Genomic DNA, 26,428 nt, shown 5'->3' with positions numbered 1-26,428 from the left:
TCCTTGGCGGGACGGGGCTTTGAGGATAAGCATTTGTGGCCCTGCCGCGTCAAACCTTTCGTGCTGCTGTGTCTTGTCGTGCGCCCGGTCCCCGGACATCGTGGACGGGGCCCGGTCGAAAGCGGTCGGTGCATGAAGGAGGAAGCGCGGTGACCACGACACCACAGGGCGTTGGCGGCCTCGACACGGCGGCCGTGCTTGAGGCCCTCAGGCGAGGGAACTGCGGCGAGGTCGCCGGCGACGCGGGGCGACGGGCCCAGTACTCGGCCGACGCCTCGAATTACCGTCAAGTCCCGCTGGCCGTGGTCTTCCCGCGCGAGCGGCAGCATGTCCTCAACGCCGTCGAGGTCTGCCGTCGGATCGGGGTGCCGATCACCTCGCGCGGGGCGGGCACCAGTACCTCGGGGCAGGCGGTGGGCCGCGGGGTGGTCCTCGATTTCTCCCGTCACTACAACCGGCTGATCGCCCTGGACCCACAGGAGCGGACCGCGACCGTGCAGCCGGGCATCGTCCTGGACGAACTGCAGCGGGCCGCTGCCGAACACGGCCTGCTGTTCGGTGCGGACCCATCGACGCACAGCCGCTGCACGCTGGGCGGCATGATCGGCAACAACGCCTGCGGAACGCACTCCGTGGCCTGGGGCCGCACGGCCGACAACGTCGTGGAACTGGAGGTCTTGACCTATCAAGGCACGATGCTGCGGATCGGCGAGATGACCGAGTCTGAGATCAGTACGGCCGTGGCCGCCGGCGGCGAACGCGGGGAGCTGATCGGCGCACTGCACCGGCTGGCCCGGAACAACCTGGCCGTGCTGCGCACCCGGCTGGGTCAGTTCCCCCGGCAGGTGTCGGGCTACGCGCTGGAGCACCTGCTGCCCGAGCGCCGCTTCAATCTCGCAAGAGCCCTGGTCGGCAGCGAAGGCACGCTGGCCGTGATTCTCTCGGCCAAGGTGCGCCTCATCTCCCCACCGCCCGCGCGCGCCCTGGTGGTGCTGGGCTTTTGTGACGCGGTCGCCGCGGCGGAGGCCGTACCCGCCCTGCTGGACCACCAGCCGCTGGCGCTGGAAGGGCTCGACCGTGCCCTGACCGACATCATCACCAGGGCCGAGACTCGCACGGCCATAGACACCCTGCCCGCCGGCCAGGCCTGGCTGTTCACCGAGATCGGAGGCACGGCCGACGAACTTTCCGACCGGGCACGGGCGATTGCCGCACAGGCGCAACGAATCGCCGGCTGCACCGGCAGCGAGGTCGTCACTGACCCGGCCCGGGCTCGTCGGCTGTGGCGTATCCGTGAGGACGGCGCAGGCTTGGCCACCCGCCTGCCCGGGGGAGCCGAAGCATGGCCCGGGTGGGAGGACGCGGCGGTCCCGCCCGACCAACTCGGCTCCTACCTGACGCAGTTCACGGCGCTGCTGGAGCAGCACGGGCTGCACGGCGCCGTCTACGGGCACTTCGGTGAAGGCTGCCTGCATGTGCGCATCGACTTCGACTTCACCACCGAGCAGGGCACCGCGGTCTTCCGCGCCTTCCTCACCGACGCGGCCAAACTGGTAGCCGCGCACGGCGGTTCGCTTTCCGGCGAGCACGGTGACGGGCAGGCCCGCTCCGAACTCCTACCGCTGATGTACGGGCCTGAAGTCATCGCCCTGTTCGAGGAGTTCAAGAACGTTTGGGACCCCGACAACGGCCTGAACCCGGGCATCATCGTGCAGCCTCGGGCCTTGGACGCCGACCTGCGCGTCAGCCCACAGCGCACGCCCCTGCCGCTGGCCACAGTCTTGCCGTTCCACGCCGACGACGGCGACTTCGCCAAGGCCACCCGCCGCTGCGTCGGCGTCGGCAAGTGCCGCTCTCACACGCCCCGCGGCAGCTTCATGTGCCCCAGCTACCGGGTCACCCGGGACGAGAAGGACTCCACCCGGGGCCGCGCTCGCCTGCTGTACGAGATGACCCAGGGCGATGTGATCACCGACGGCTGGCGCTCCACCGAGGTCCGCGACGCCCTCGACCTGTGCCTGTCCTGCAAGGGCTGCAGCGTCGACTGCCCGGTCGGCGTGGATGTGGCCGCCTACAAGTCCGAGTTCCTGCACCACCACTACCAGGGGCGCATCAGGCCCGCCTCGCACTACACCATGGGCTGGCTGCCCCTGCTCTCCCGCCCGGCGGCCCGCATGCCGCGGCTGGTCAACGCCCTCACCTCCTCCCCGGCGGCCCCGCTGATCAAACGGCTCGGAGGGATCGCCGCCGAGCGCGACATCCCCCGCTTCGCCGAGCAGACCTTCCTGTCCTGGTTCCGCCGCCGCGCGCCCCGGGGCGAGGGCCGGCGCGGCCCGGTCCTGCTGTGGGTCGACTCCTTCAACAACCACTTCACCCCCGAGGTCCTCATGGCCGGGGTGACTGTGCTGGAGAACGCCGGCTTCCAAGTCCAGGTCCCCAATGGCACCCAATGCTGCGGGCTGACCTGGATCACCACCGGCCAGCTCGGCATCGCCCGCCGCATCGCCGGGCGCACCACTAACGCCCTGGCGCCTGCTGTCCGCGCCGGTACCCCTGTCGTCGGCCTGGAACCAAGCTGCACCGCAGCGCTGAAAAGCGATCTGCCCGAGCTTCTCGACGGCGACGAGGACGCCCGTCTCGTCGCCCGCTCCACCCTTACTCTCGCCGAACTCCTCGTCCAGCACGCGCCCGACTGGCAGGCCCCGCAACTGCGGGCTCACTCGATCAGCCAGACCCACTGCCATCAGCACGCCACCTCCGGCTTCGGCACCGACGGCATACTGCTGCGCCGCATGGGCGTCGACAACACCATCCTGGACTCGGGCTGCTGCGGCCTGGCCGGCAACTTCGGCTTCGAACGCGGCCACTACGAGGTGTCCGTCGCCGCAGGGGAACAGGTCCTGCTGCCCGCCGTGCGGGCGGCCGCCCCGGACACGGTCGTCCTCGCCGACGGCTTCAGCTGCCGCACCCAGATCAGACAGCAGACCGACCGCACCGGCACCCACCTCGCCGAGCTCATCGCCGACGCACTGCCCTCTGACTCCGACAAAGGAAAAAGGAAGAATTCGTGACTGACGCACTCTCCCTCATCGACGACTGGGGCCCCGAGAAAATCGTCGTCGTCTCTCATCGCCGCACCGGCATGAAGGGCGTCCTGGTCATCGACAACACCGCCCGCGGCATCGGTAAGGGCGGCACCCGCATGAGCCCCGGCGTGACCGTCGACGAGGTGGCCCGCCTGGCCCGCGTCATGACATGGAAGTGGGCCGGTGTCGACCTCTTCTACGGCGGCGCCAAAGCCGGCATCGTCGCCGACCCCGCCTCCCCCGACAAAGAAGGCATCCTGCGTGCATTCGCCCGGGCACTGTCGAACGAAGTGCCGCGCGAGTACGTGATGGGCCTGGACATGGGACTGACGGAAAGCGACGCTGCCATCATCCAGGACGAGCTCGGCGACCGCGGCGCCGCCGTAGGCACGCCCGAGCACCTGGGCGGCGTGGCCTACGACAGACTCGGCGTCACCGGCTATGGCGTCGCAGAGACCACGGACGCCGCCGCGCAGGTCCTGGACCTGCCCCTGGCTGGGTCCCGCGTGGCCATCCAGGGCTTCGGCGCTGTCGGCGCCGCGGCCGCCCGACGATTCGCCGAACTGGGGGCCACCATCGTCGCGGTGTCCACCGCTCACGGCGCAGTGCACAACCCCAGCGGTCTCAACGTCGAGCGTCTCCTGGCCGCCCGTGAAGAGCACGGCGACCACTTCGTCACCCGCTCCGACCAGGGCACCGCGCTCACCACCCCCGGCGCGGAGCTCACCGTCGACTGCGACATCCTCGTGCCGGCGGCGCTGCAGGACGTCATCACCAGCAGCACGGCGCACCAAATCAAAGCCAAACTCGTCGTGGAAGGCGCCAATCTGCCCACCACCCCCGACGCCCAGGTCATCCTTGCCGAACGCGGCATCACCGTGCTCCCCGACTTCGTCGCTAACGCCGGCGGCGTCGTCGCGGCCGCCTTCGCGATGGACGCCCGCTACTCCGGCTTCCGGCCCGACACGTCCGAGATCTTCGCGACGATCTCGACGAAGCTGCGAGCCAACACCACAACCGTCATCACAGAGGCCCAGCGGCGGGAGACCACTACGCACGCCGCCGGGCGCGCGCTGGCCGAGGAACGCGTCCGTACCGCCATGCGCAGCAAGGGGCGCATCCCCCTCAGCTGAACACCGGCGGCTGGTGGCGGCCTGGGGCCGGGGGCTTCGGCCGTACTGCCCGCAGCGGACCACCACTGCGCGGAGTCCAGCGTGAACCGCAAACTCGCCGCGCTGTCGTCGTTCTGCGAGTTCCACGCCCGCCACGGAGCGCCGCTCGGCGACCGGATGGTGGCGATGCTGTGGGCGGACGACTCACTGCACATCCTCGCTGCCGCCCTTTTTCGGGCCGCTGCAACCAGAACGGGCCCATCGCCGCGCTGCGGCGCGTGGACGCTGCCGGGCAGCCCGTCTCCTTCGACGCCGGCGCCTGTGAGGCCGGCGTCTCGCGATCGCTCTTGTCCATGCTGGGTGAGCCGGACACGCTGGGCGCGGCTCCGGGTGGTCGGCGCATCCTGAAGGCGATGCGCCACCCGCCCGCGCTGTCGCGGCGCCGGGTGAAGGACCGGCCGCTACTGCCCCGCGAGGTCGATGCCGAGCTGGTGCCGGCGATGTGGAAGCGGGCGGCGTTCCCCAGCGCCAAGCTGCCGCAGGGTGCGGTCGGCCGGGATGTGTACGTGGTGCACGTGCTGGAGCAGCTGCACCGTGCCCTCCGCGACGTGTTCGCCGCCCCGTCGAACCGGTGGGCGGACCCGCGTGCCCGGCTGCTGGACGGCCCGCAGTGGGAGGCGATGCGCGCGGACGTGCTGGCGGGGCTGTCCCTGACCGAAGACGGCGGCGACCATCTGGCCCAGCTCGCCCGGGGCCGGATGCGGCATGGCGGCAGATGGCCGACCGGCTTCAGGAGGCCGGCGACGACGCGAAAGTGGAGATCGTCGTCCCCGGACGGTGGCCGTGCCCGCCTGTCGGTGGACAAGCTCGGCGCGGTGGGCGAGCCGGAGTCGCTGACCTGGCTGAAGACCACCGCGGAGGCCATACTCCCCCGGATGGACGTTCGATATCGCGTTCTTTGCGGGGCGCTCCGGGCTTGCTTCAGCGTGGTGCTGGCCTCCATCGACGGCATGCCCGCACCGCCTTACTGCCAGCGGTCGCCGTCGGTCGTCGGTGCGGGTCCGCCGGTCGCGGCCCATGCTCCCAGAGGCTGGTCCGGCACGTTCTCGTCGGCGTCCTCCGTCTTGTAGATGGCCAGGCCGCGGGACTGGTAGTTGGTCAGTGCGGCGGGGCCGTCGAGGGTGCAGGTGTGCACCCATACGCGCGCGACGGGCGGGAGGCCGGTGCGGTCGGGGAGGGTCCAGGCGGCGGCGATGCCGTGTTCAAGGAAGCAGCCGCCGAGGCGGCGACCGAGCGCCTGCTCGGCGAGCCCGAAGTAGAGGATCTCGACGTGCGTGCCGTCCGCTTCGACGACGGGGTGGAGTTGCACGTAGCCCATCGGGACGCCCTCGCTGTAGAGGATCCAGAACTCAACGCCGGGCACGTCCAGCTCGTCAGCCCACTGCTGTCGCGTCCAGCCGAGCCGGTCGGTCCAGTTCCAGTTCCCGCCGACCAGCGCGTAGAGGAAACGGGCGTACTCCGGAGTGATCCCGGTGGCCCGGTCAAGGCGCACACCCTCGGGGAAGGGGCGGGGAGACCGCGCGCTGGGCTCGAGCATCTGCAGGGACCAGGTCGTAACGTTCATCGGCGTTCTTCCGTACGGGGTCGGAGGGCGGGCGCGACCGGATGACGACGCGGACGAAGCGGGCCGTCGTGGTTCCGGTGTTGCGGTAGGAGTAGCGCTGCGCGGTGGAGTAGAGGCTGTGCTGGCCGGCCACGAGATCAACGCGGGCGTCGTCGCGGTCCAGGCGGATCTGTCCCTCGGTGACGAGCACCATCTCGTGCCAGCCCTGCGGGTCGGGCAGCGCTTCATACGCCTCACCAGAGGCGAGTGACCACGACCACAGCTGCGCCTCGCGGCTTGCCGGCGCGGAACCGAGGAGGGCCGCCATGCTCTCGGGTGCCTGTCCCCGCCAGGCGACCGCGTTGATGTCTGTCTGAGACAGCTCTGCCGCGAGGACCCTCACGCCGAGGGCCTCCGCGTTCATCACGGCCCTCTACGTGCCCCTCGTACCCATCCTGCAGTGGCTCCTCCTTCACAAACGGCCTGGCGGGACAACCCTCGCGGGCGTCGCGGTCGCGTTCCTGGGGAGCGGTGCATCACCTCCCGTCACCCGCCACGGCTACAGCGGCAACTGAGCGGCGAAGTTCGCGAAGCCCGGCACTCGACAGACAAGTACTCCCCGTGCGCCAGCGGCGCGGAGGAAGGGACCAGTGGTAGTAGCGCCACTGGTCCCTTCCTCCGCGCCGGCTCAACATGCCTTCCGGGTGGCCGACGCTACGAAGCTGCGGGCGGTGCCTTGCCCCTTCCTGTCGCGGTATCCCCAGCTAGCTTGCGGTTTCAGAGGAAGCTGACGTTCTGTGCCAGAGCAAGCCGGCCGGAGTAGTTGATGGTGTTGGTGGCCGGCCGCATGTACGCGCGCCAGGCGTCGGAGCCCGACTCGCGGCCGCCGCCAGTCTCCTTCTCCCCGCCGAAGGCGCCGCCGATCTCTGCGCCGGAGGTGCCGATGTTGACGTTGGCGATGCCGCAGTCGGAGCCCTCGGCGGAGAGGAAGAGCTCGGCTTCCTGCTGGTCGCGGGTGAAGATGCTGGAGGACAGGCCCTGGGGGACGTCGTTGTGCAGGGCGATGGCCTCTTCCAGCGTGTCGTAGGTCAGGACGTAGAGGATCGGCGCGAAGGTCTCCTCACGTACGACGTCGCTCTGGTCGTCGACGCGGACGATGACCGGTTCGACGTAGGCGGCGCGCGGCGCGGCCTCGGCCAGCCGGCGCTCTCCGCCGACCAGGATCTTGCCGCCCTGTGCCCGGGCCCGGGTGATGGCGTCCTGCATGCCGTCGAGGGCCTTGGCGGAGATGAGCGGTCCGACGAGGGTGTTCTCGTCGAAGGGGTCGCCGATGGGGAGCTTGGCGTACGCGGCCGTGAGCCGTGCGACGAGTGTGTCGGCGATGTCGCGGTGGACGATCAGACGGCGCAGGGTGGTACAGCGCTGGCCCGCGGTGCCGGCCGCGGCGAAGACGATGCCCTGCACGGCGAGGTCGAGGTCAGCCGAGGGGGCGACGACGGCGGCGTTGTTGCCGCCGAGCTCCAGCAGGCTGCGGCCGAAGCGGGCGGCGACGCGGGGGCCGACCTCGCGGCCCATGCGGGTGGAGCCGGTGGCGCTGATGAGAGCGACGCGGGGATCGTCCACGAGCTTCTCGCCGATCGTGCGGTCGCCGAGCAGGAGACGGTGTACGTCCCGGGGTGCTCCGGTCTCCTCGGCGGCCTGTGCCAGCAGCCGGTCGCAGGCGAGGGAGATGAGCGGGGTGAGTTCGGACGGTTTCCAGATCACCGTGTCGCCGCAAGCCAGGGCCACGGCAGTGTTCCAGGACCACACGGCGGCCGGGAAGTTGAATGCGGAGATGACGCCGACGACACCGAGCGGGTGCCAGGTCTCGGCCAGGCGGTGACCGGGGCGCTCCGAGGCGATGGTGCGGCCGTAGAGCTGGCGGGACAGGCCGACCGCGAAGTCACAGATGTCGATCATCTCCTGGATCTCGCCCAGCGCCTCCGAGCGGATCTTGCCCGCTTCGATGGTGATGAGGTCGGCCAGCTCGCTCTTGTGCTCACGCAGCAACTCGCCCAGGCGGCGCACGAGTTCGCCGCGGCGCGGGGCCGGGGTGGTGCGCCAGGTGAGGAAGGCCTCGCGAGTGGCCTCGATGGCTTCCTCGGTGTCGGCTGCGGTCGCGGCCGTCAGACCGAAGAGGTCCTCGCCGGTGATCGGCGTACGTGCCTGGAAGTCGGCGCCTTCGGAGACGGTGACGCCGATACGTTCCAGGCTCGTACGGGCGCGGGCGCGCAGGTCGTCTGTGGCGGGCAAGGTGGTGCTGGCGGTCATGTGGCGTCCTTAAGGAGTGGGAAGGGCGGCGCGTCAGCGGAGCGGGGTCTGCAGCCCCAGTTCCCCGGCGACCTCGTCCAGGGAAAGGTTCTGCTGCTGCTCATAAAGAGCGAAGGGGTCGAGGACCTGGCGGTCGATGGCGCCGGAGAGCCAGGCGGCGTCGTAGGCCGTGCCTTCCTGGTCGTTGTCCCGTGAGCCCTCGCCGCTGAGGTTGGACTGGAAGATGCCGGCGGCGGAGCGGGGCAGGAAGTCCTCGTAGACGATGGGCTCGGCCCGGATCCAGCCCTGGTCCAGCAGGTCGCCGAGGGCGGCGGGCGGGCGGCTGCCGTCGCGCGGCCGGTCGGGGGCGATGTGGTAGGTGAAGTACGCCAACCTTTGTGCGGCGAGCTCGCGTTCGGTGCCGGGGACGTGTTCGGCCCAGACGGCGCCGGCGAGTTCGGGCCGTTCCGCGGTGGGATGCTGGGCCGCCTGCTGGTCCACGAGGGTGAGCAGGTGGTCGTAGAGCGCACGGCCCTCGCGGGTCACGGCGATGCCGCGGGCCTCGACCTCGCCGAACCTCACCCGCAGCGCCCCGCTCACCACACTGCCGTCCGCGTCGCGCAGGGCACGCGGTTCGGCCATGGCGCGGAAGGACGTCTGGCGCAGCAGGATGTCGGGGCCCTTCCAGCGGGGCGGTCCCTGGATGGTGTCGATCATCTCGATACCGCGCTCGGTCATCCGGCGGTAGAGCTCATCGATGTCCAGGACACGGGGGGTGAGATGGTTGATGTGGGTGCTGCGGACACCGCCGATGTCCGCAGCGACGGCGGAGATCCGCTCCAGGGTCTCGTACCACGCCTTGTCGATCGGCTCGGTCGACAACTCGAAGACGGCTACGGCGAGTTGAAGGAACCGTTCGGCGTCCTCGTCGGGCAGTTCACGCTCGGCCTCCGCGCGGTCGGCCAGGGCGAGCAGCTCCGGCGGGAAGAGCTCGCGGGCGGCGAGGAAGGTCTCCAGGCGGCCGCGCAGTTCGTCGTCGAAGAAGCGGGGGTCGGCCGGGGTGAGCATGGAGGTGAATACGCGGAAGGGGTTGCGGGCCAGCTCCTCGCCGTCGACCGGCCGGAACGCGGTCGACACGACAGGCACCGAGCTGGCGGCGGCCTCGCGCAGGTCGTAAAAACCCACCGGGTGCATGCCCAGCGCGCCGAAGACGCGGGCGACCTGACTCAGTTCGGCGGGGGTGCCGACGCGGATGGCGCCGTGGCGTTCCGCGGTCACGCGGCCGATGGAGCCCAGCCGTTCGGCATCCGCGCCCTGCGCGCGCAGGACGTCCTCATTGACCTCGCGTGAGACCTCCACGAGCGTGGTGTAGGCGGGGACCTCCCTTCCGTACATCTCGGAGAGCCGGGCGGCGAAGGCGGCGCGCAGCTGCCACTGGCTGATCATCGAGCTTTCTGCCTTTCCATGAGAGGGGAGTCACATCAGGGATTGCCGGACGTAAGCCCTCGGCGGGGAGCGGAGATCCCGGTGAGTGTCTCCGTCCGGACAGAGGTCTCGACGCGTTCTCGCCAACCGGCCCGCAGCGCGCGGGAGGCGGCTTGGCGAAGGCCGATACCACAGGCGAGGAGAGAGCCTCCGGTGCGTGGGCGCTGAGTGCTGTCTTGCCCCACACTGCCTTTCACTCATCGATCATGGTCAAGAGGGCTCCTTTTCACTATGGGCGTGGGCCACACGACGAGCAAGGACCAGCAGCACGAGAGGTTTGACGCGGCAGGCCCACAAATTCTTACGCTCGCCCGGCGTGCTGAAGTTGGTGAGCGGATGCGGCGGCAGAGGGCGCGGCTGCTGCGGGCCTCAGGCAGGCGACCTGATGACCACCGCGCCGAAGAGGCGCAGTGGTATCTCGACGTGCTCCACTATCCGGTACCTCACGAGCGACGGCTCCTGTGCGCGGTGAGGCTTACCGTGCGGTCACCGCCTGGGCCAGCGCGCGGTCGAGGACATCGGCGGCGCGGCGGGCCTGCTCCATCCCCAGCACCAGGGGCGGCTTGATCTTCAGCACGTTGTCGCCCGGGCCGTCGGTGGACAGCAGCACGCCGTCTCGTTTTGCGGCCTCTACCACGTGCTTCGCCAGTGCACGGTCGGGCTCCTTGCTGGCGCGGTCGACGACGAGGTCCACGCCGAGGAACAGGCCCCGCCCGCGGACGTCACCGATCGCCGGGTGGTGCTCGGCCATCGCGGACAGCCGCTGCTGCAGGTAGCCGCCGACCCGCGCGGCGTTGGCCATCAGCCGCTCGTTCTCCACCACGTCCAGCACGGCCAGCGCGGCCGCGCACGACACCGGGTTGCCGCCGAAGGTGTTGAAGTACTCCATCCCGGTCCGGAACCGGCGTGCGACCTCGGGGGTGGTCACCACCGCGGCGATGGGGTGGCCGTTACCGATCGGCTTGCCCAGAGTGACGATGTCGGGCACCACGCCGTGCCGCTCGAAGGCCCACATGTGCTCACCGACCCGGCCGAAGCCGCACTGCACCTCGTCGGCGATACACAGGGCACCGACTGCGCGCGCCGCGGCGTAAGCAGCCGGCAGGTAGCCGTCGGCGAGCTCGATCTGCCCGGCGCAGCTGAGAACCGACTCATGGATGAAGGCAGCCGGCGCAGCGCCCGCAGCGGACAGATCGGCGCACTGTGCCTGGACGTGCTCGGCGTAGCGCGGACCGTCCGATCCGAACGCGCCGCGGTAGGGGTCGGGCACATCGCAGACCCGCACTCGTTCCCCCGGCCCGGTCCCGCCAGGACGGTTGAACTTGTAGGGGCTGATCTCGACCAGCGAGCTCAGGTTGCCGTGATAGGCCCAGTCCAGCGACAGCACGTGCTCCCGGCCGGTCGCGGTGCGGGCCAGACGCAGAGCGAGGTCGTTCGCCTCACTGCCCGAGTTCGTCAGCATCACCACGTTCAGCGGGTCAGGGAAAGTGGCGGCGAGCCGACGCGCGTACTCGGCGATGTTCGCGTGCAGGTAGCGGGTGTTCGTGTTCAGCCGTCCCGCCTGCTCCCTGATCGCAGAGACCACCTGCGGGTGGCAGTGGCCCACATGGCAGACGTTGTTCACCAGATCCAGATACCGCCTGCCGTACGCGTCGATCAGCTCCGCGCCCTCCCCTCCCGTGATGTGCAGCGGCTCGGCGTAGCTCAGCGACAGGGAGGGAGAGAGGTTCGCGGCACGCCGCGCGGCGATCTGCTCGGCGTCGCGGTCCGGGACGACGGCCGTGTTCCCCGGTGCGCGCAGCACGAGGTTCGGGTTGGGACAGATGCTCTCCCATACGTCGGCCTCGCTCGGACGGACCGCCCCGGGCAGATCTGTGGAACGGCCGAGCAACGTGGTGAACAGCTGGACGTGGATGTGCGGGGGCCACCCCCCGTTCTCCGCCGCCCGGCCGATCCATCCGATCGTCTCGCCCCGGCGCACCGGGTCACCGGCGCGCAGCCGCTCGACGCTGCGCCGGTCGAGATGGCCGACCAGCAGCCAGAACGGTGTGCCGCTGCCGGTGCGGTGTTCGAGCAGCACGACACCGCCGTAGTCGTAGTCCGCGTCGCGGAACTCGACGGCCTCTACCTTGCCGTCGAACGGGGCGAACACCGGCGCACCTGCGGCGTCGAACAGGTCGATCGCCACATGCACGCTGCGCCGCTCGCCGCCGGGTCCGCCTGCGAAGGCGTCCGAGCGGTAGACCACGCGGTCCTCGCGGTAGCGGCCGAGAGTGAGCGTGCCCCCGCGCGCGGCGCGGTCCGCGGCGATGGCCGCGTCCACCGCCTCGGCACCGCGCCCGATGTGCAGCTCGGCGGGGCCGTGCGCGCTCCAGTCGATGGTGTGGATCCGCGCTGTGGCCGGGTCGGTGCGGAGCATGGGGGCGGGGTCGCAGGCCGCGGAGCGCAGCCAGGAGACGATCTCCCGCTCCGCGGGTATCGGGCGGTACCCGCAGGCGTCGCGGAATCGGGCGACGAGCAGCTCGCGTGGCTCGGCGGAGAGCACCTTCACCAGCTCGCGGATCTGCGGTTGGCTGCTGTCCAGATACTCGTTGTCCGGGTCGGCGGCACGCTGCTCGACGTTGTTGGCGATACTCATCGCCAGCCGGGCGTTGATCAGATCTGGCAGCAGCCGCAGCTCCGTGGCCGACAGCGGGGCCTCGGTGTGGTACCCGGCGATCACTGCGCACGCTGCTGCGACCGGATCGGGCTGCCCGAGCTGGGCGTAGGCCACGGCCACGGCGAGCCCGCACACCCGCGGGGCGCGTACCACGTCGCCGAAGTCGATGATGGTGATCCGCCCGTCGGCGTCCAAGAGAATGTTGTTCTCGTTGGCGTCGTTGTGGATCGCCTGCTGCGGCAGCGTGCGCAGCTCCGGCATCAGCTCGCCGAGCCGGGCGAGGGCGCTCGCGGTGAACTCCCGCTCGCTCTCGGCGACGCGCGGCACCGCGCGTTCGAGTTCGACCGCACGCAGCGGGTGCCAGCGGAAGTCACGGTCCAGCTCGGAGTGCTCGAATCCAGCGAGCGTCCTGTCCAGTGCCGCCACTGCGGAGCCCAGGGCCCGCAACCTGCGCCCGTCCGCCGGACCGGCCTGCGACCACAGGACCCCCGGAACCCACTCCAGCAGGTGCACGGTCCGCTTCTCCCCGGAGACGGTCGCCGTTGTCGCCGCGACCAGCGCGGCCGAGGGCACGGCTGATCGGCAACCTGCCAGGTGCCCCAACAGCGCCTCCTGGAACTCGATCTCCGCAGGGCTCGCCTCGGCCGAGTAGATCTTGAGCAAGTACCGCGGCCGCCTCCCGACGTCCAGCCGCGTGTTGCTGTCACGTTCGCCGGGCAGCGGCGCGGCCTCGGCGTGGATGTCGAACAGTTCCGCGGCAAACGCGGCAAGTGCAGTGGTGTCCATAAGCTGGAAGCTAGGTCTCGGGTGTTCCACATGTCGATGGGAACCTGCGCCACACCACCAAAGAATGCAAGAATCCATCATATGGATGAGACTGACCGCAGAATCTTGCATGAACTGGTGAGAGACGCCAGAGCCTCCCTTGAGCATCTTGGGCGAGTGTCCGGGCTTGCCCCGTCCTCCGTCAAACGACGCATCGCCCGGCTGGAGGACTCCGGTGTGATCCGCGGGTACACCGTGCAACTCAACCACCGAGCCCTTGGGGTGGGCGTTAAGGCGCTGCTCGCGGTCTACGTCGCGCCCGGCACCTCGCGCGAGTCGTTGATCGCCTCACTCAGCAAGGAAGAGGAGATCGTGCGGGCCTGGACGACGGCCGGCCAATCCGACGCACTGGCCCTGGTGCACGTGCGCGACACCGACCACCTCGAGGAGGTGATTCTCCGTTTGCAGCGGATGCCGGGATTCGCACATACACGCACCCAGATTCTGCTCACCGACCTGGTGAACCGGGGCGGCTGAGCAGATCATCTGCAAAGCACCGGGACCGCACAGCTACGGCGAGCGCTCCTGCGAGGCCATGGAGCCCGCACTCTGCTTCAACAGGGCTGGTATGAACCGCGCCTTCTACGTAGGTGTCGAAGGCGGTCGACGCAACGTGTCGCTGGACAGGATGTTTGCTCCCGCTGACGCACTGGGCGTCGGATGTGGGAGAACTCTTCTCCGATCTAGACAGCTTGCTCAGTGCTCCAGACCGCACACCAGGTGACGGGACGGCCTACCGAGGTAGCTTGGCTGTTCGCTCGGGGTGGGCGGCAGTGACGTAGCGCACGGCGGTCTGTTCGGTGATGCCGAACAGCCGTATCAGCTTGAGGGGGTCGGCGCTCTCGAACGCTCGGAGTTGGTGGCTACCGCTCGCCCTCATCGGGGTAGCTTCGCGGTGCGTTCCGGGTGGGCCGCGGTGATGTACCGCATGGCGGTCTGCGAGGAGATGCCGAACAGGCGCATCAGGTGGAGCGGGTCGTGGACCTCGAATGCCTCGTCGCGGATCCGGTCCTGCCGCAGCGTCGGCATCGTGAGTCCGGTGGGCCGGAAGATGGCGGTGAACGTGGTGCCGATGGGCGAGTGGGTGGTGTCTACCGCAGTCCATCGGTTGATGAGCAGGTGCGGGTTGGTGGTCACCGGCCAGCGGCGGTGACGTTCACGGAGCCACGCGGAGGCGCAGCGGTAGGTGAGTTCGTCCAGGTAGACGACGTGCCGCTTGCCAGGGCGCCGGACGATGAGCCGTTCACGGGACAGGTCGAGGTCGGTGAGCAGCAGGTGGCGCATGTCGGTGCCGCTGAGCGCGTGGACGCAGACCAGCACCATCACGAAGCGTTGGAAGTCGTTCTGCGCGTGGCTGAAGACGCCGGCCAGTCGGTCCGAGGGCACGGAAGGCGGGGTCTTGTTGATCCCCGCGAAGACGAGGCCGCGGGTGGGATCGCGGAAGATCACGCCTTCCTGCCGAAGGGCCCGGAAGACGTTCCGCAGGACGATATGGATCGAGCGGGCCGGCGTCCCCTTGCGGGTGGCGATGGCCCGCTTGACGTCGTCCTGGGTGATCTCGCGCAGGCTCTCGATGCCGTCCGCGAGCCACCCCTTGAGGATCGGGTCCAGGACATGCCAGTAGCGGGCGATGCTCCGGTAGGTGCGGCCAGCGTGCTCCCACTTGCCCTCTCCGCGCACGGCCTTGATCCAGACCGAGAGTTCCTGTGCGATCGTCGCGGGAAGTGCGGCGAGCTCGGCCTCCAAGCGCCTCTGATGCGCGTCCCGGCGAAACTCGGCATCTGGGATCAGCAGCCCGCGGGTTTCCAGGAACTGCGTGACCCGCCGCCCGCTGAACTTCAGGGGACGGTTGTCGACGAGCGACCGGATGTCGGACTCCAGCAGCGGGGCATCGGCACCGAGCCAGGACACCAGGATGGTCAGCGTGTTTCGGGTCTTGGTGGCGGGGACCTGGGACCACATCTCCTGCTTCATCACGCTGCCGAGGTCGTCGAGCAGCCGCTCGGCCGAGTCCGTGAGCGTCGGTAGATTGTGCCGCGTCAAGTTGACCACCGGGCGCCAGTCTCGCCAGAGCTCGAACAGCCTCTCCTGCCCAGGGGCCATCAAGTGCTCAGACACAGGGCGGCGCGGAGTAGGCGGGGCCACGCTCGAGTGACGCAGGCTTGTGGGTGCCGGGACCGGTGAACCGAGCCACAACTGCGTCCCGAATCGGGCGATGTCCCCTGGGCCGTAGTTGGCTACGTGCCATCGGCATCCGCGGCAGTGTCCGTCGGCGAGCGGCAGGTCAACACGGCGGCAGCGGTCGCACGCTCCCGCGGAGGCCGGGCTGTTCCCTCTCTCGAGGGTGGCGAAGGATGAGCAGGGCTCGCAGGTGACCTTCGTCGTCGCTGTGAACCAGGAGCCGCACTGCTGGCAGGACCTCGGTGTCATCGCCCGGGGCGCCCAGACGCGGCGCGTGGTCCGTGACGTCCGTGACCGTCGGGGACGGTCGGGTTCGCGCGGCTCTGGCAGGAGCCTGAGCATTTCCGCCCGCAGAAGGATCGCCCGGACGGACCGGCCGTAGTTGGGGATGTCGTCGAGGACCAGCTCATCGACGAGGCCGTCGCCGTCCGCGTCGCGCACAGCGAGCGCGAGGCGCAGCATCTCGTGCAGCTTGCGCTGCATGGGTTTGCTGATGCCGGTGTCCGCCGCAAACGCCGCGGTGTGCTCGACGACATCGCTATAGCCAGCGAGCGGCCTTTGCAGAATGCGTCGGCAGACGTCGATGGACAGCATCCGGCGGACCGGGAAGAGCGGTAGCTGACCCGGGACGGCGGGTGGGAGGACCGCAGGGTCGTCTCGGGTCGGGGCCGCGGCCGCGCGCAGGTGTTCCACCCAGTGCAGCCGCTCGCGCTGATCGGTGCCGGTGCGGCCGGTGCGCCTGCCGTACTTCCGCAGCGGTTGGGCGTGGGTGGGGGCGAGGCCGTAGTAGAGGAACATCAGCTGGCGGCTCCGAGGGCTGGCGCCTTCCGGGTCGGTGACCCACGCGGCGTCGGCGTCGAGCCGGACCGCGTGCAGGCATGCCCGGCACAGACGGTCGGAGTTGAGGTATCCCGTGTGACGGCAGCGCAGACAGACGCCCTGCTTAGGATGCTTCTTCCGCCACTCCGTGCACCCCTGGCACGCGGCCAGCCCGAGAACCCCCCAGCCCTTGCAGTCCGGGCACTGAGCAGGATGAGATCGTGCCGCCATTCGTCAGTTCGGCGGCAGCGAGCGACGGCTGCCCTGCCGACCGGGGGTTGGCCGTACAGGCCCCCCGTTGAAGCCTTCAGCGCCCACCGCCTTCGGCAGTGCTTCGGTCCCTCCCGCAGCGGCCTCCAGGGGCTCGGCCTGGAGCAGATCGCCAACCGTGCAGTTCAGCACCGCACAGATCTTGTCCAGGTCGTCGAGCCGCACCGTGACCGGCGTGCCGCTCCACATCGCGGCGACCTTACTCAGCGACGGCGTGAACCCGACCGTCTTGAACGCCTCCAACAACTCGGTGGGACGCCACAGATCCCGCTGAGCGGCCACCATCCTCAGATTCCACTTCACCGAAGGTTCCCCTTGTCCATCACCAGGCGCTGGGCCGCCCGCGAGCTCGCTGCAACATTGGCATGCTCGGGGTCGGCCTGTGCAGTCGCCATGTACCGAAGAGTCGTGGTGGCCCAGTGGTGGCCCAAAACGCGCTGGACCTCCCACAGCGTCATGCCGCGCTCGTAGTTGTGGGTCGCGCAGGCGTGCCGAAGGAGGTGCGGGAAGAGGTCGGTGACCGGGCCGGTCAGGTAGCTCGCGGCCGCCGCGTGGAGCTGGCGGCGGAATGTCGAGGGTGTGATCGCCGGCGCGATCGGCAGGTTCAGCGCCGCTATCGCCTTGGGCTTGCGCTCGGACGGCCACAGGGGCGCCGACGGGTGATCGGCGTCGTCGCCGAACTCCGCCCGGACCTCCTCGATGTACCACCAGAGCAGCTCGCGCCCCTCTCGGAACATGTACGCCTCGCGAGGCCGCGGTCCCGAGCCGCGAGCGCCCTTGCCCTGGACGACGAACCGGCCCCACTGGCCGTGTTCCCAGTGGACGTCGCCGATCGTCACCGGGCACAGCTCGGCAGCCCGCACACCGGAGACGTATGCGATCTTCGTCATGACGTAGTCGCGGCAGGCCACGGCGTACTTCCGGGCGTACGGCAACTGCTCCCTCCAGCGGGCGAAGAACTCCTTCATCGCCGTCTGCGACGGTGGGACCCGCAGCCCGAAGTCCCCACGGTGAACGGGCCTGTTGAACGGGTCCACCGGTGACTCCACCGTCGCCCCGAACCTCATCATGATCTCGTGGGCGTAGCGCTGTTCAAGAAAGGCGAAGAACGCGTCGATGTGGTTGAGCTTCTGCCGGTGCGTGTTGTGCGCCCGCTTCCCCGGACCGGCGAAGTACTTGTCGACCTCGCGCGGGGTCAGATGCCACGGCACGGTGCCGTAGAAGTCGCAGACCTCGATGACCGGCTTGATCAGCTGGTCGATCGTCGACGGGGCCAGTCCGGCCGAGTCCCGCGCCCACTGGTACTCGGTGAGCGCATCGACGAAGAAGCTCTCCTCGTCCTGGGCGGACATCCGTGCCTGGCTGCGCCGCTGGAGGGTGACGACATCCGCCAAACCGGTCTCGATCGGACCTGAGCCCTCCTCCGCAGCATGTGGCGGCGGCACGAGAATGAGGGTGCGACCTTCGAAATCTGACACAAGCACAGAGATTACTGGAGTTCCAGCGGACTTCTCCTAGTTACTCGCAAATTCCTGGAGATCACGGAACGGGCGCCACGCGCACCGCTGACCTGCTGACGAGCACCTTCTCCGCTCTCAGAAGCCCTCGGGGAACCTGCACGTCATCCACTAACGATGACGATCACGCGCCCTGCTGGCTCGTTGCTGAAGGTCGACGACACGGCTTCCTGCCGGAGTTGGAGCGTGGGTGCGCCGTGGGCGTGCTGCGTCGCCCCGGGATGAGGGCCGCCCTCCCAGGGACCGTGCCGCGTGGCCAGCGGCCCCTGGGACGGGCGGTCAGGTGAAGGTGGTCAGGCAGCCAGCGCCACACGGGCCAGGTAGTCGTCGGCTGCGCCGGCGCCGAGGTGCTGCCGGACGGCGTCGCCGCGGTTCCAGACCAGCGGGCCTTCCTCTCGCTCGAGGCGCTCAGCCTCGGCGTAGACCTCCGCGAGGCTGTGGCTCTGCTTGAAGCGGTGGCCGATCTTCGCTTCCAGGTCGCGGTAGCGGGCGGGCAGCGGCAGGCCGAGGGCCCAGCACAGACGGGCGGCGCGCACGAGGACGTCGAAGGGGGCCAGGACGCAGAACACGCAGGACAGGCGGGGGATCAGGGCGTCGTAGACCAGGTGGTACTCCAGCCCATGTGTGGCGATCTCCTGCCAGACCTCGCGGTCGGTCACCTCGAAGATGGGGTGCCAGGTGAGCACCATGCGGCTGTTCGCGCTGGTGCGCATGTCGATGGCCAGGCGCTGCTGCTGGCGGCGAGCAATACTCCACAAGGACGAATGAGTCCCCCAAACGCCACGCAGCGTCACGGCAGCGGATCCGCTCGCCGCCGTCATAGTGGTGGCGGCGGGCGCTACTTGGGACGCCGAAGGATTGTCCGGCAATTTCGCAGTCTGACCTGCGTTCAGGCTAGCAGCCGTGGGCGGTTCACATAATTGCGCGCCAGGAGGTCGAGATTACCCATCGTCCGAGATAATCCAGCATCCGAATGGAATAAACTTGAAAGTTGTCGCCGAATGAATTTCCGCCGACGCTCGCGACGACCCGTATCGCCCCATTCTACGAGCGCCCAGTCCATCCGGCGGCGCAAACTCTGGGCACGAGTCGTGGAGGGAGTAATTGTAGCCGTTGTAGCGACGCTCATCGTGGCATTCTTGGGCGATATTCGCAGGATCCTGTTCCGATCCAACCCCTCAAGCGGACCCGCCCTAAGAGTGGATTATTCCCATGCCATTGAAAGGGATGGAGTATTCCTTGCCCTCCCGTCACCGATCCAACTTAAGGTCGATTCATTCAAGCAGGACAAACCCAATATTCTAGACTGGACGCGAGACCACGGCGGTGCAGAGGCTCCAGACTCTTTGATTAAACTCGTCCTTGAGGGGAGAAGGAAAGATCCAGTAAAAGTCATCGAAATGGAAGCCGTCAAACAGCAATGCAGGGCGCCACTTCAGGGGACCGCCATCGTTGGTTACACTGCGGGTGGCGAGGAGAACGTCGGGCTTCTTTTCGACCTCGACTCGCCGAGACCAGTCGCCAAGGAGCCGCCGGCGGTGGCAATGGAGACGGAGAAGATCGATTCATCCAAGTTGGGCAACTACTTCGACAATCATTCGGTGGCCTTGGACTATGGCGAAAAGCAGACATTTACCATCAAGGCATATTCGCTAAAGTCATTTTGTGATTTTGTGATCGAAATTACTGTCATCGACGGAAATTCCACCGCGATGCAGAAGGCGGACGACGCAGGCCAGACTTTCCGTGTCACCGCGCGGCGCCCATACAGAGAATACGCCGCCCTGTATGTGGGCGGAGCCAAGACTGCACAGTGTGATTTGCCTGGCGCTGGCTGGCTACGCCAGGATCCCTCAACGTATAATGACCTGACTGAGATTCATTGCTGAGCATCTGTCAGGATGTCGATGAAAGAGTCGGAGTGTCCAGCGCCTCTCCCGGTGTGCTGCCGCAACATTAGCGACGCGGCGACCCCTGCCCGCACACCACCGCACACCTCCACCCGAACGAACAATGCCGACCACATCAGCAAGATCCGCCGCTGTAGTACTGGCGTACCTCAGTATCAATAGTCGGCTTACTCGGGTCCCGTGGGTGCTTGTGCTGCTCGGAGGCGGCTGGCGACGTAGCTGGCGCGGTCGCCTCCGTTCCATTTGTGCCAGTGGTGGGCGGTGCCGTCGGCGGCGCCCAGGAGGTCGGCGAGCATCTTCCAGTGGACCGCGCCGACGAGTGCCAGCCAGGCGCCGTTGCGCGCCTTGTTGGCGCTGGGGATGCCGAGGCGCTGGAGACGGCGTTGCAGGGTGTTCGAGCTGAGGGGGCTGGAGGGGCGAAGGCCGGGGAAGAGATACGGGGTCTCCTGGTCTTTGAGCGCTGCCGCCAGTGGGCGGCGTTCGTGGGTGAGTTGTTGGAGGAGAGCAGACAGGCGTGGCCGGAGCCAGAGTGGTTCTCGGCCGAGTTGGAGGCCGAGGACTCCTGGTTCGTCGGGATGGATGTGGATCTGGGCGAGGGTGAGCTTGACGATGCGGTCGGTGCTCTGGCCGTATTGCAGGACGAGGCAGCCGGCGACGCGGTCCGCGAGCGGAAGGCTGTGGTCAGTCTCCAGCTTGAGCGCGGTGAGTACCCGGTCGGTGTCGTTCATGATGGAGCGTTCGCCGTTCCTGCTTGAGGTGGCGATGGCGACGTCCGCGGGTGCGAGCTCTGAGGTTGCCGCCCACAGGAGGAAGGGCCGGGCGTAGTACTGGTGGGTCGGGTTGGCGATGAGCCACCGGTCGACGAGGTGCTGAGTGACGCTGTCGAGGGTGCGTCCGCGGCTGCGGATGTGGCCGAGGAGGACACGGGCGGCGCCCAGCTGGCGGCGCAGGTGCTCGCGCTGGTAGCGGCTGAAGCCGGTTTGGTCGAGGCGCTGGTGCGCGAGGGGCATGAGATGCCAACGCGCGTATCGGGCGAGGATGGTCCGGTCCGCCACGGATGACACCTCGCCGAGGATGATGTCGAAGTCCCTTTTCAGTTGGGCTAGTTGCTCTTCCCGTGGTTCCAGGATCTCGGCCAGGACGAGCAGGCCCCGCAGGTGCTGGACGGAGGTGGTCTGCCGCAGTGCGTCGAGGGCTTCGTGGGTGCACGGGAGCGTGCCGCGGACCATGTCGCGGATGAGCTGGCCGCCGGGGCGGCGCAGGTAGAGGATCATCGAGTACGGGTTGTCGTAGTGCTCCAACAACTCGGCCAGGGGAACCAGTCGGGTGTCCTGTCGGCCGTCTGCGTCGGTGAATGCCTCGGTCAGGACGAGCCGGGCCCGGCAGGGCGGGCACTGTCCCTGGATGAGGCGGCCCATCGCCGCGCAGGTCGGACAGCGGTAGGAGAACGTGACGCCGGCGCACTCGGGACACAGCGGCCCGTTGGCCTCGCGGTGGAAGACGCCGCCGAGCCGTCCGCAGCGGTGGCAGTCCTGGTGGGTGAGGCGGACCGCGTCGACGCAGGCGAGGCAGACCGGTCCTTCCGGCCACCGTCGCTCGGCGCGGGCGGGCGTGCCGCATCGAGCGCAAGGGACGACCGCAGCGGAGTAGCAGGGAACGCAGCGCGGCGTCCCGTCGCTTGTCACCGGTGCTGATGGCCTGCTGCCGCAGTCACGGCAGGTCGGGCCTGGCCGGACTATCTGCCAGCAGCGGTCGCACCAGGGGCCGCGCTCGTCGCGCGCGGTGACCACGGTGCGGCGACCGCAGCCGGTGCAGGATTGTGCCTGGTCGGCGCGGCGACAGCCGTCGCACCACGGCTGCCCCTTCTCGTCGCGGTAGACAGCAAGCCGCAGGAGACCGCAGTTGACGCAGGTCTGGCGCGGGGTGGCCTGGCGGGCGCAGGCCCGGCAGACGCCGGTGCTGAGGATGCCGACCTTTCTGTTCTGGCCGCACTGCGGGCAGAGGATGGTCGGCGCCCGCCGGTTGTCGCACTTCTCGCACAGCGGTCCGTCTTCGCTGATGCGGCTGGCGGGCCTGGCGTCGCCGCAGTCCACACACTGGCGCAGGGGGCGGGGATGGACGTGCTGGTAGCACGCGCGGCAGACAGGCCGGCCGTCCTCGCGGCGCAGGCCGACCGGTTTGGTGAGGCCGCAGCGCGAGCACGGTTCGGCGAGGTGATGCTGGCGGCAGCGCGTGCACCAGGCGCCTTCCTCGGTGCGGGCGGCCGGGATGACGATCTTTCGGCATGCCCAGCAGGGTTCCTTGGGCAGGGTCTTGCGGTGGCAGCCGGTGCAGATGATCGCTCCGGCGGGGTCCTTCCTCACGGCGATCCTGGCTTGCCCGCAGGTGTGGCAGAGCTGTGGCTCCCTGCGTTCACGCTGACAGCAGCGGTGGCACACAGGCTGTCCGGAACGGCGTGCCGCGACGGTTCCGGGTCGCTCGCAGAGCGAACAGGGCTCCTTCGGGCCGACCTCCCGGTGACACCTGTGGCACAGACCCTGACTTCTGATGCCCTTCTCCCGGCCGCACTGGCGGCAGGTGGCGATCTTCGTCATGGTGGCCCGTCAGCCCTCGGCGTCGAAGAAGTCGCCGGAGAGCAGTGGCATGTCCGGAATGACGGGGCGGGGTCCGCGTGCGGCGGGTTCATCGGGGGCATGGTCGGGTTCGACCTCGACGACGAGGTCCTCGAACTTGCACTTGAGGATTTTGCAGAGCGCCAGGATGAGCTCGACGGGCATCTTGGGCGGGCGGTCGGCCTTCACGAGGCGGTAGATGTTGCTGCGGTCCAGGTCGAAGCCGTACTTCTTCAGTTCCGGTGCGAGCTTGGTGGTGGTGTACCAGTTGCGGCGCAGGGCCATGAGCTCGCGCAGCCGCCATTCGTAGCGGGGCTGGAGGGCTTCCAGGGCATCCTTGCCCTGCGGGTCGTGGCTGTGCGGTACCGCGTTCACCGGGTCCTCCTCGAACCGCCGGGGCGGTCGTGTGTCGTCTGGTCGCTGAAGTCGTCGTCCATGTCCGCCTCGGCATCGGCCATCGCGAAGGCGCGGGCCAGGGCCCCTTCCTCCGCCGCGTCGAGGTACTCGCGTACCTTGAGGTTCTTGAAGTCGCTGCTGAGCGCGGTGTAGATGGCGGTGGTCGCGGCGTGCGAGTGGCCGACCTGGTCGGTGACGAACTGGCCGTCGTAGCCGGCCTCGATGAGCCTGGTCACATAGGTGTGGCGCATGCAGTGCGGGCCGAGGCGGTCCGGAAGCTTGCCCAGCTCGCGCCAGTGCTGGAACCTCTGGTTCACCGCCCGTTCCGAGATCATCTCGTCCCGCTCGGTGGGGAACATCACGCCGTCGTCCTGGCGGTCGGCGTAGAACAGCGGGCGCACGTTCTCCATGTACAGCTGCACCGTGCGGACCGCCCACGGCCACACCGAGATCACCATCCGGCGCTTGGGCGGCTGCCCCGCGCCGGCCTTGCCCCATCGGACCGCCAGGCCCGCGTAGTCGCCGAACTCGGGCAGTTTCGCCTGCCGCCGCCAGTCGTGGGTTTCCAGCCGGGCGGTCTCCCGCCGTCTCAGGCCCCACCCGTACATCGTCGTGAACATCGCCAGATCCCGGGCCGCGGCGAGCGCCCCCTTATGGCCCTGCTCGCGAAGCCGCTTGATCTCCGGGTCCATCTGGCCGAAGAAGAGCTTCACCTCTGCCCTGGTCAGCGGCCGGTTGCCGCTGGGCTGGCCGATGTACTCCTGCGCGTGCCGGACCGCGTTCAGATCCCGCAGGGCGAACCCGGTGAACATCCCGAAGGTGCCCAGACACACCTGGGGCCACTCGTAGGCCGGGTCACTCAGGTAACTGAGATACAGCGCAAGGTCGTTCTGGTACTTGCAAACATGGTCGACGTGGCGACGGTGTCCGCCAGCATCGCCGACCACCGATCAAACAGCTGCCTGTTCCAGGCCGGTTCCCAGGGATACCCGCCGGCCATTGCCTGGACCTGGCGAGCGATCCGCGCTCTGGTGTTGACGGTGTCCCAGGACAGTCGGCGGGCCCGCTGGTGATCCGCAAATCCCTGCAGCGTCTTCTCGAAGACGGCCGCCTCGGGGCGGAGCATCGCCACGCCGGGCAGCACGTGCAGGGTCGCGACGCCGGGAACCGCCACCGATCTTCCTGAAGTTCCTCGACTCATCCATCACCCTCTGTGTCCGGCGCAGGGCCTCACCTTCGACGCGATGATGCGCTGCACGCAACACCGGTGCACTGAACACACCACTTTTGAGGGGATCGCAGGCCAAACCGCACACGACCCCAGCGGAGCGTGATAGAACTCGACTCCAACGGGCACTGGCCGCCTTGCTGGCCAGGAGGAACGCCGCAGAGCTTTTGGTGCGCGCACCGCAACATTGCTCGAAGTTCTTGCTGCGGGCCGGGGACTCGGCCGCGCGGATCCCCATGCAGTTGAGGATGACGGCCTGCTCGTCGAGGCCGAGTTCGGCGGCGATCTGGCGCAGGAGCTTGTTGGCGACGTCCCGCTTCAGGGTCGCCGTGCACAGCCGGCGGGCGGCGTCGGGCCACATGCCGCGCTTCTCGACCAGGCCCAGGAGTCCGCCCTCGGCGCGCAGGACGTGGAAGCGCAGGCCGTAGCGTTCGGCCTGGCGTTGGGCGAGTTCGCGTACGCCCGGCCACTCGGACTCTTCACCCAGATCGATGTGGATCACGATGACCTTGTGGAGGCAGCCGGCCTTCTCGGCCCAGGTCGCGATCCGGTGCAGTTGGACGAGTGAGTCCTTGCCAGCGCTGGACTGCACGAGGATGGCGTGCGCGGCGTCCATCAACCCGAGGGGCACGTCGGCGAGTTCGTCGAGCAGGCCGGCGGCGACCTCGTCACGGCTGGCTGCTCGGGCGCGGCCGCGGGCGTGTTGGGCGTAGGTGGCGCCGAGGGTGCGGTTGGCGGCGCGGGCGGCCAGGAAGGTACGGGCCACCTTGCGGTTGGCGGCCTGGAGGCGGCCTCGGCATTCGGTGTATTCCTCCAGTGTCTGGTCCAGTTCGCCGCTGGCCGCGTCGGGCTGCTCGAGGTCCTGGGCGGTGGGGCGTTGGCGCGCGAGCTCGTCGACGCGGTCGCGGGCCTGGGCGGCGGCTTTTGCTGCCCGGGCGGCGGCGCGTACCGCGGCCGCGTGCGCGGCGGTCGACTGCTGCGCCTGGCGGACCAGGTCCAGCAGGTACAGGCGTGTGGTGATGTCCATGGGTTCCTCAGCCGTGTGGTGTCTTCGGTTCGGGCCCTGGGGGCGGGCGGCTGCCACTGCCGCCCGCCCCCAGGTGGATCAGCGCGCGTCGCTGCCGGGGGTGGGCCAGATCGGCGTGCGGCCGGTGTCATGGTCGTGTCGCGCGAGGCGGAGGTAGCGGCCGAGCACCTCGACGTGGCACTCGGCGAACGCGGCGAAGGTGAACGCGTCGGTGCGGTCGCCGTGGTCGAGGTGCTCGCTCAGCGCGGCACGCTCCCGGTCGGCTGCGTGGAGGAAGTCCGCCAGGGTCATCTCCCGCAGCGGCCGACGCGCCTGGTACGGCTTTCGCGGAGGCTGCGCCGCGGGGAACGCGGCCTTGGCCGTGCTCAGCGCGACGGTGAGAGCCACTCCGATCTGGGTGACGTAGGCGTTCGTGATCGTGTCGTACATCTCGTCGCGCTCCTCGCGCGCGAGGTGCTCGGCCAGGCCTGCGTGGTTGTCGGCCGCGGAGGCGAGCAGCTCGGCGAGGGTGAGGTCACCGAGGCGGCGGCGGGCGGAGCGGTCGGGTGCCGGCCTGGGGTCCAGCCGCGCCGTGGCCCTGCGCCGGTCGTCCAGCCAGTCGCAGACCTGGGTGGCGAACAGGGCAGTGTCCGTCTCGGCGTCGAGCGGGGTTCCGACGCCTGCGAAGAGGCTGGTGACGTAGGTGCCCTCGGCGTCGTGGAGGTGCGCCGACCAGGGCTCGGTGTGCTCGGCGGTGGGGCGGTCCGCGTGCTCGCCGGCGTACATCAGGAGGTGGGCGGTGGTGTAGGCGGATTCTTCGTCGTCGGGGGCGTCCGGATCGGCCGTCGTGATCAGGAACGTCACTCCGCGGTCGCGACCGAGGTAGGCGCGTCGGCCGCGCCGGGCCAGTTCGGCGATGAGCAGGTCGCCTTCGGTTGCCGTGGGATTCGTCGTCATGCAGGTGTCCCTTTCGGTGCCTTCGGTTGGGGCCCGGGACGGCCGTTTGCCACGTCGGCCGCCCCGGGGAGCGGTCAGAACGGGAGCGGCTCCAGCACGCTGGACGCCTGGACGGCTTCGACACCTGCAGGGCTGAACTTCAGCGTCTGGAAGGTGGTGGTGACGCCGTTGTCGTGCTCGGTGCGGATGCGCAGCGTCGCTTCACCGAGCCTCAGGGCGAGGTTGGCCAGGTCGACGATCCGGTCCAGGGGGTTGCCCCAGTGGCCCGTGCCGATGACGCCGTATCCGCGGTAGGTCACGTCGGCAATCGCCCACGTGTGGCTGCCGCGGTGCTCGAAGCTGATGTCGAGGTTGACGGTGCCGATTCCGCCGTCCGTCACCGCGGCGACGATCGGCAGGAGGGCGGGGGTGAAACGGCGCAGCATCAAAGGCCTCCGTGCGGGCGAGAGTTCGGGGGCGCTGGCCAACCCCGA

21 protein-coding genes are annotated in these 26,428 nt (G+C 69.0%); 5 read left to right on the top strand and 16 right to left on the bottom strand.

The annotated features are described in order from the left end of the window. Positions 1-149: 149 nt before the first annotated feature. From ACIBBH_RS33270 to ACIBBH_RS33260, 3 genes are all read left to right on the top strand, one after another. A complete protein-coding gene (locus tag ACIBBH_RS33270) occupies positions 150-3,071 on the top strand; it encodes an FAD-binding and (Fe-S)-binding domain-containing protein (protein ID WP_399411079.1) in 2,922 nt (973 codons plus the stop codon). Continuing rightward, positions 3,068-4,219, top strand: a complete 1,152-nt coding sequence (locus ACIBBH_RS33265; protein WP_399411077.1) for a Glu/Leu/Phe/Val dehydrogenase — start codon at positions 3,068-3,070, stop codon at positions 4,217-4,219. Before ACIBBH_RS33270 ends, ACIBBH_RS33265 begins: the two co-directional genes overlap by 4 nt. A 257-nt stretch (positions 4,220-4,476) precedes the next feature. Then, positions 4,477-5,328 (top strand): hypothetical protein, encoded by an 852-nt coding sequence (locus ACIBBH_RS33260; RefSeq protein WP_399411075.1) that lies wholly within the window; start codon positions 4,477-4,479, stop codon positions 5,326-5,328. Here ACIBBH_RS33260 and ACIBBH_RS33255 read toward each other — a convergent pair. From ACIBBH_RS33255 to ACIBBH_RS33235, 5 genes are all read right to left on the bottom strand, one after another. Further along, on the bottom strand, positions 5,223-5,822 hold the full coding sequence (locus ACIBBH_RS33255) for a GNAT family N-acetyltransferase (RefSeq protein WP_399411073.1): 600 nt from the start codon (positions 5,820-5,822) through the stop codon (positions 5,223-5,225). The two genes, ACIBBH_RS33260 and ACIBBH_RS33255, sit on opposite strands and share 106 nt — an antisense overlap. Further along, complete coding sequence (locus ACIBBH_RS33250) at positions 5,740-6,225, bottom strand: cupin domain-containing protein (RefSeq protein ID WP_399411071.1); 486 nt, start codon at positions 6,223-6,225, stop codon at positions 5,740-5,742. Before ACIBBH_RS33250 ends, ACIBBH_RS33255 begins: the two co-directional genes overlap by 83 nt. A gap of 353 nt (positions 6,226-6,578) precedes the next feature. After that, on the bottom strand, positions 6,579-8,111 hold the full coding sequence (locus ACIBBH_RS33245; RefSeq protein ID WP_399411069.1) for an aldehyde dehydrogenase family protein: 1,533 nt from the start codon (positions 8,109-8,111) through the stop codon (positions 6,579-6,581). 33 nt (positions 8,112-8,144) lie between these two features. Beyond that, positions 8,145-9,536 (bottom strand): 2-oxoadipate dioxygenase/decarboxylase family protein, encoded by a 1,392-nt coding sequence (locus ACIBBH_RS33240; protein ID WP_399411067.1) that lies wholly within the window; start codon positions 9,534-9,536, stop codon positions 8,145-8,147. 514 nt (positions 9,537-10,050) lie between these two features. Further along, positions 10,051-13,020 (bottom strand): aminotransferase class III-fold pyridoxal phosphate-dependent enzyme, encoded by a 2,970-nt coding sequence (locus ACIBBH_RS33235; protein WP_399411065.1) that lies wholly within the window; start codon positions 13,018-13,020, stop codon positions 10,051-10,053. A gap of 81 nt (positions 13,021-13,101) precedes the next feature. Here ACIBBH_RS33235 and ACIBBH_RS33230 point away from each other — a divergent pair, with 81 nt between their 5' ends. Further along, complete coding sequence (locus ACIBBH_RS33230) at positions 13,102-13,536, top strand: Lrp/AsnC family transcriptional regulator (protein ID WP_399411063.1); 435 nt, start codon at positions 13,102-13,104, stop codon at positions 13,534-13,536. Between the two features lie 256 nt (positions 13,537-13,792). On the opposite strand, the gene ACIBBH_RS33225 is transcribed toward ACIBBH_RS33230, so the two are convergent. The 5 genes from ACIBBH_RS33225 to ACIBBH_RS33205 all read right to left on the bottom strand — a co-directional run bounded on the left by ACIBBH_RS33225 (position 13,793) and on the right by ACIBBH_RS33205 (position 18,604). Next, the gene (locus ACIBBH_RS33225) at positions 13,793-13,939 is read right to left on the bottom strand and encodes a hypothetical protein (RefSeq protein ID WP_399411061.1); all 147 of its coding nucleotides are present in this window, start codon (positions 13,937-13,939) and stop codon (positions 13,793-13,795) included. Further along, the gene (locus ACIBBH_RS33220) at positions 13,936-16,038 is read right to left on the bottom strand and encodes a hypothetical protein (RefSeq protein ID WP_399411059.1); all 2,103 of its coding nucleotides are present in this window, start codon (positions 16,036-16,038) and stop codon (positions 13,936-13,938) included. The genes ACIBBH_RS33225 and ACIBBH_RS33220 overlap by 4 nt, the downstream gene beginning before the upstream one ends. A 255-nt stretch (positions 16,039-16,293) precedes the next feature. Then, positions 16,294-16,632, bottom strand: a complete 339-nt coding sequence (locus ACIBBH_RS33215) for a helix-turn-helix domain-containing protein (RefSeq protein WP_399411057.1) — start codon at positions 16,630-16,632, stop codon at positions 16,294-16,296. Beyond that, entirely contained in the window at positions 16,629-17,681 is a 1,053-nt protein-coding gene (locus ACIBBH_RS33210; RefSeq protein WP_399411098.1) for a tyrosine-type recombinase/integrase, read from the bottom strand. Before ACIBBH_RS33210 ends, ACIBBH_RS33215 begins: the two co-directional genes overlap by 4 nt. A gap of 458 nt (positions 17,682-18,139) precedes the next feature. Next, positions 18,140-18,604 (bottom strand): phosphoadenosine phosphosulfate reductase family protein, encoded by a 465-nt coding sequence (locus ACIBBH_RS33205; RefSeq protein WP_399411055.1) that lies wholly within the window; start codon positions 18,602-18,604, stop codon positions 18,140-18,142. 441 nt (positions 18,605-19,045) lie between these two features. Here ACIBBH_RS33205 and ACIBBH_RS33200 point away from each other — a divergent pair, with 441 nt between their 5' ends. Then, positions 19,046-19,735, top strand: coding sequence for a hypothetical protein (locus ACIBBH_RS33200; RefSeq protein ID WP_399411053.1), 690 nt, complete (start codon positions 19,046-19,048; stop codon positions 19,733-19,735). 188 nt (positions 19,736-19,923) lie between these two features. Here the strand turns inward: ACIBBH_RS33200 and ACIBBH_RS33195 are convergent, their stop codons facing one another. The 6 genes from ACIBBH_RS33195 to ACIBBH_RS33170 all read right to left on the bottom strand — a co-directional run bounded on the left by ACIBBH_RS33195 (position 19,924) and on the right by ACIBBH_RS33170 (position 26,380). Next, positions 19,924-22,119 (bottom strand): hypothetical protein, encoded by a 2,196-nt coding sequence (locus ACIBBH_RS33195; RefSeq protein WP_399411052.1) that lies wholly within the window; start codon positions 22,117-22,119, stop codon positions 19,924-19,926. 240 nt (positions 22,120-22,359) lie between these two features. Further along, positions 22,360-22,743, bottom strand: a complete 384-nt coding sequence (locus ACIBBH_RS33190) for a helix-turn-helix domain-containing protein (protein ID WP_399411050.1) — start codon at positions 22,741-22,743, stop codon at positions 22,360-22,362. Continuing rightward, positions 22,740-23,711 carry a tyrosine-type recombinase/integrase gene (locus tag ACIBBH_RS33185; protein ID WP_399411048.1) on the bottom strand — a complete coding sequence of 324 codons (972 nt, stop codon included), beginning with the start codon at positions 23,709-23,711 and terminating at the stop codon, positions 22,740-22,742. The genes ACIBBH_RS33190 and ACIBBH_RS33185 overlap by 4 nt, the downstream gene beginning before the upstream one ends. Positions 23,712-23,714: 3 nt before the next feature. Beyond that, positions 23,715-25,019 (bottom strand): phosphoadenosine phosphosulfate reductase family protein, encoded by a 1,305-nt coding sequence (locus ACIBBH_RS33180; RefSeq protein ID WP_399411046.1) that lies wholly within the window; start codon positions 25,017-25,019, stop codon positions 23,715-23,717. Positions 25,020-25,097: 78 nt separating this feature from the next. Then, positions 25,098-25,955: a hypothetical protein gene (locus ACIBBH_RS33175; protein ID WP_399411044.1), complete on the bottom strand. Its 858-nt coding sequence runs from the start codon at positions 25,953-25,955 to the stop codon at positions 25,098-25,100. Between the two features lie 74 nt (positions 25,956-26,029). Beyond that, positions 26,030-26,380, bottom strand: a complete 351-nt coding sequence (locus ACIBBH_RS33170; RefSeq protein ID WP_399411042.1) for a hypothetical protein — start codon at positions 26,378-26,380, stop codon at positions 26,030-26,032. Positions 26,381-26,428 lie beyond the last annotated feature (48 nt).

The sequence above is a fragment of the Streptomyces sp. NPDC051636 genome (genome assembly GCF_044453765.1).
GTDB lineage: Bacteria > Actinomycetota > Actinomycetes > Streptomycetales > Streptomycetaceae > Streptomyces.
This window is presented reverse-complemented; position numbering and strand designations above follow the sequence as displayed.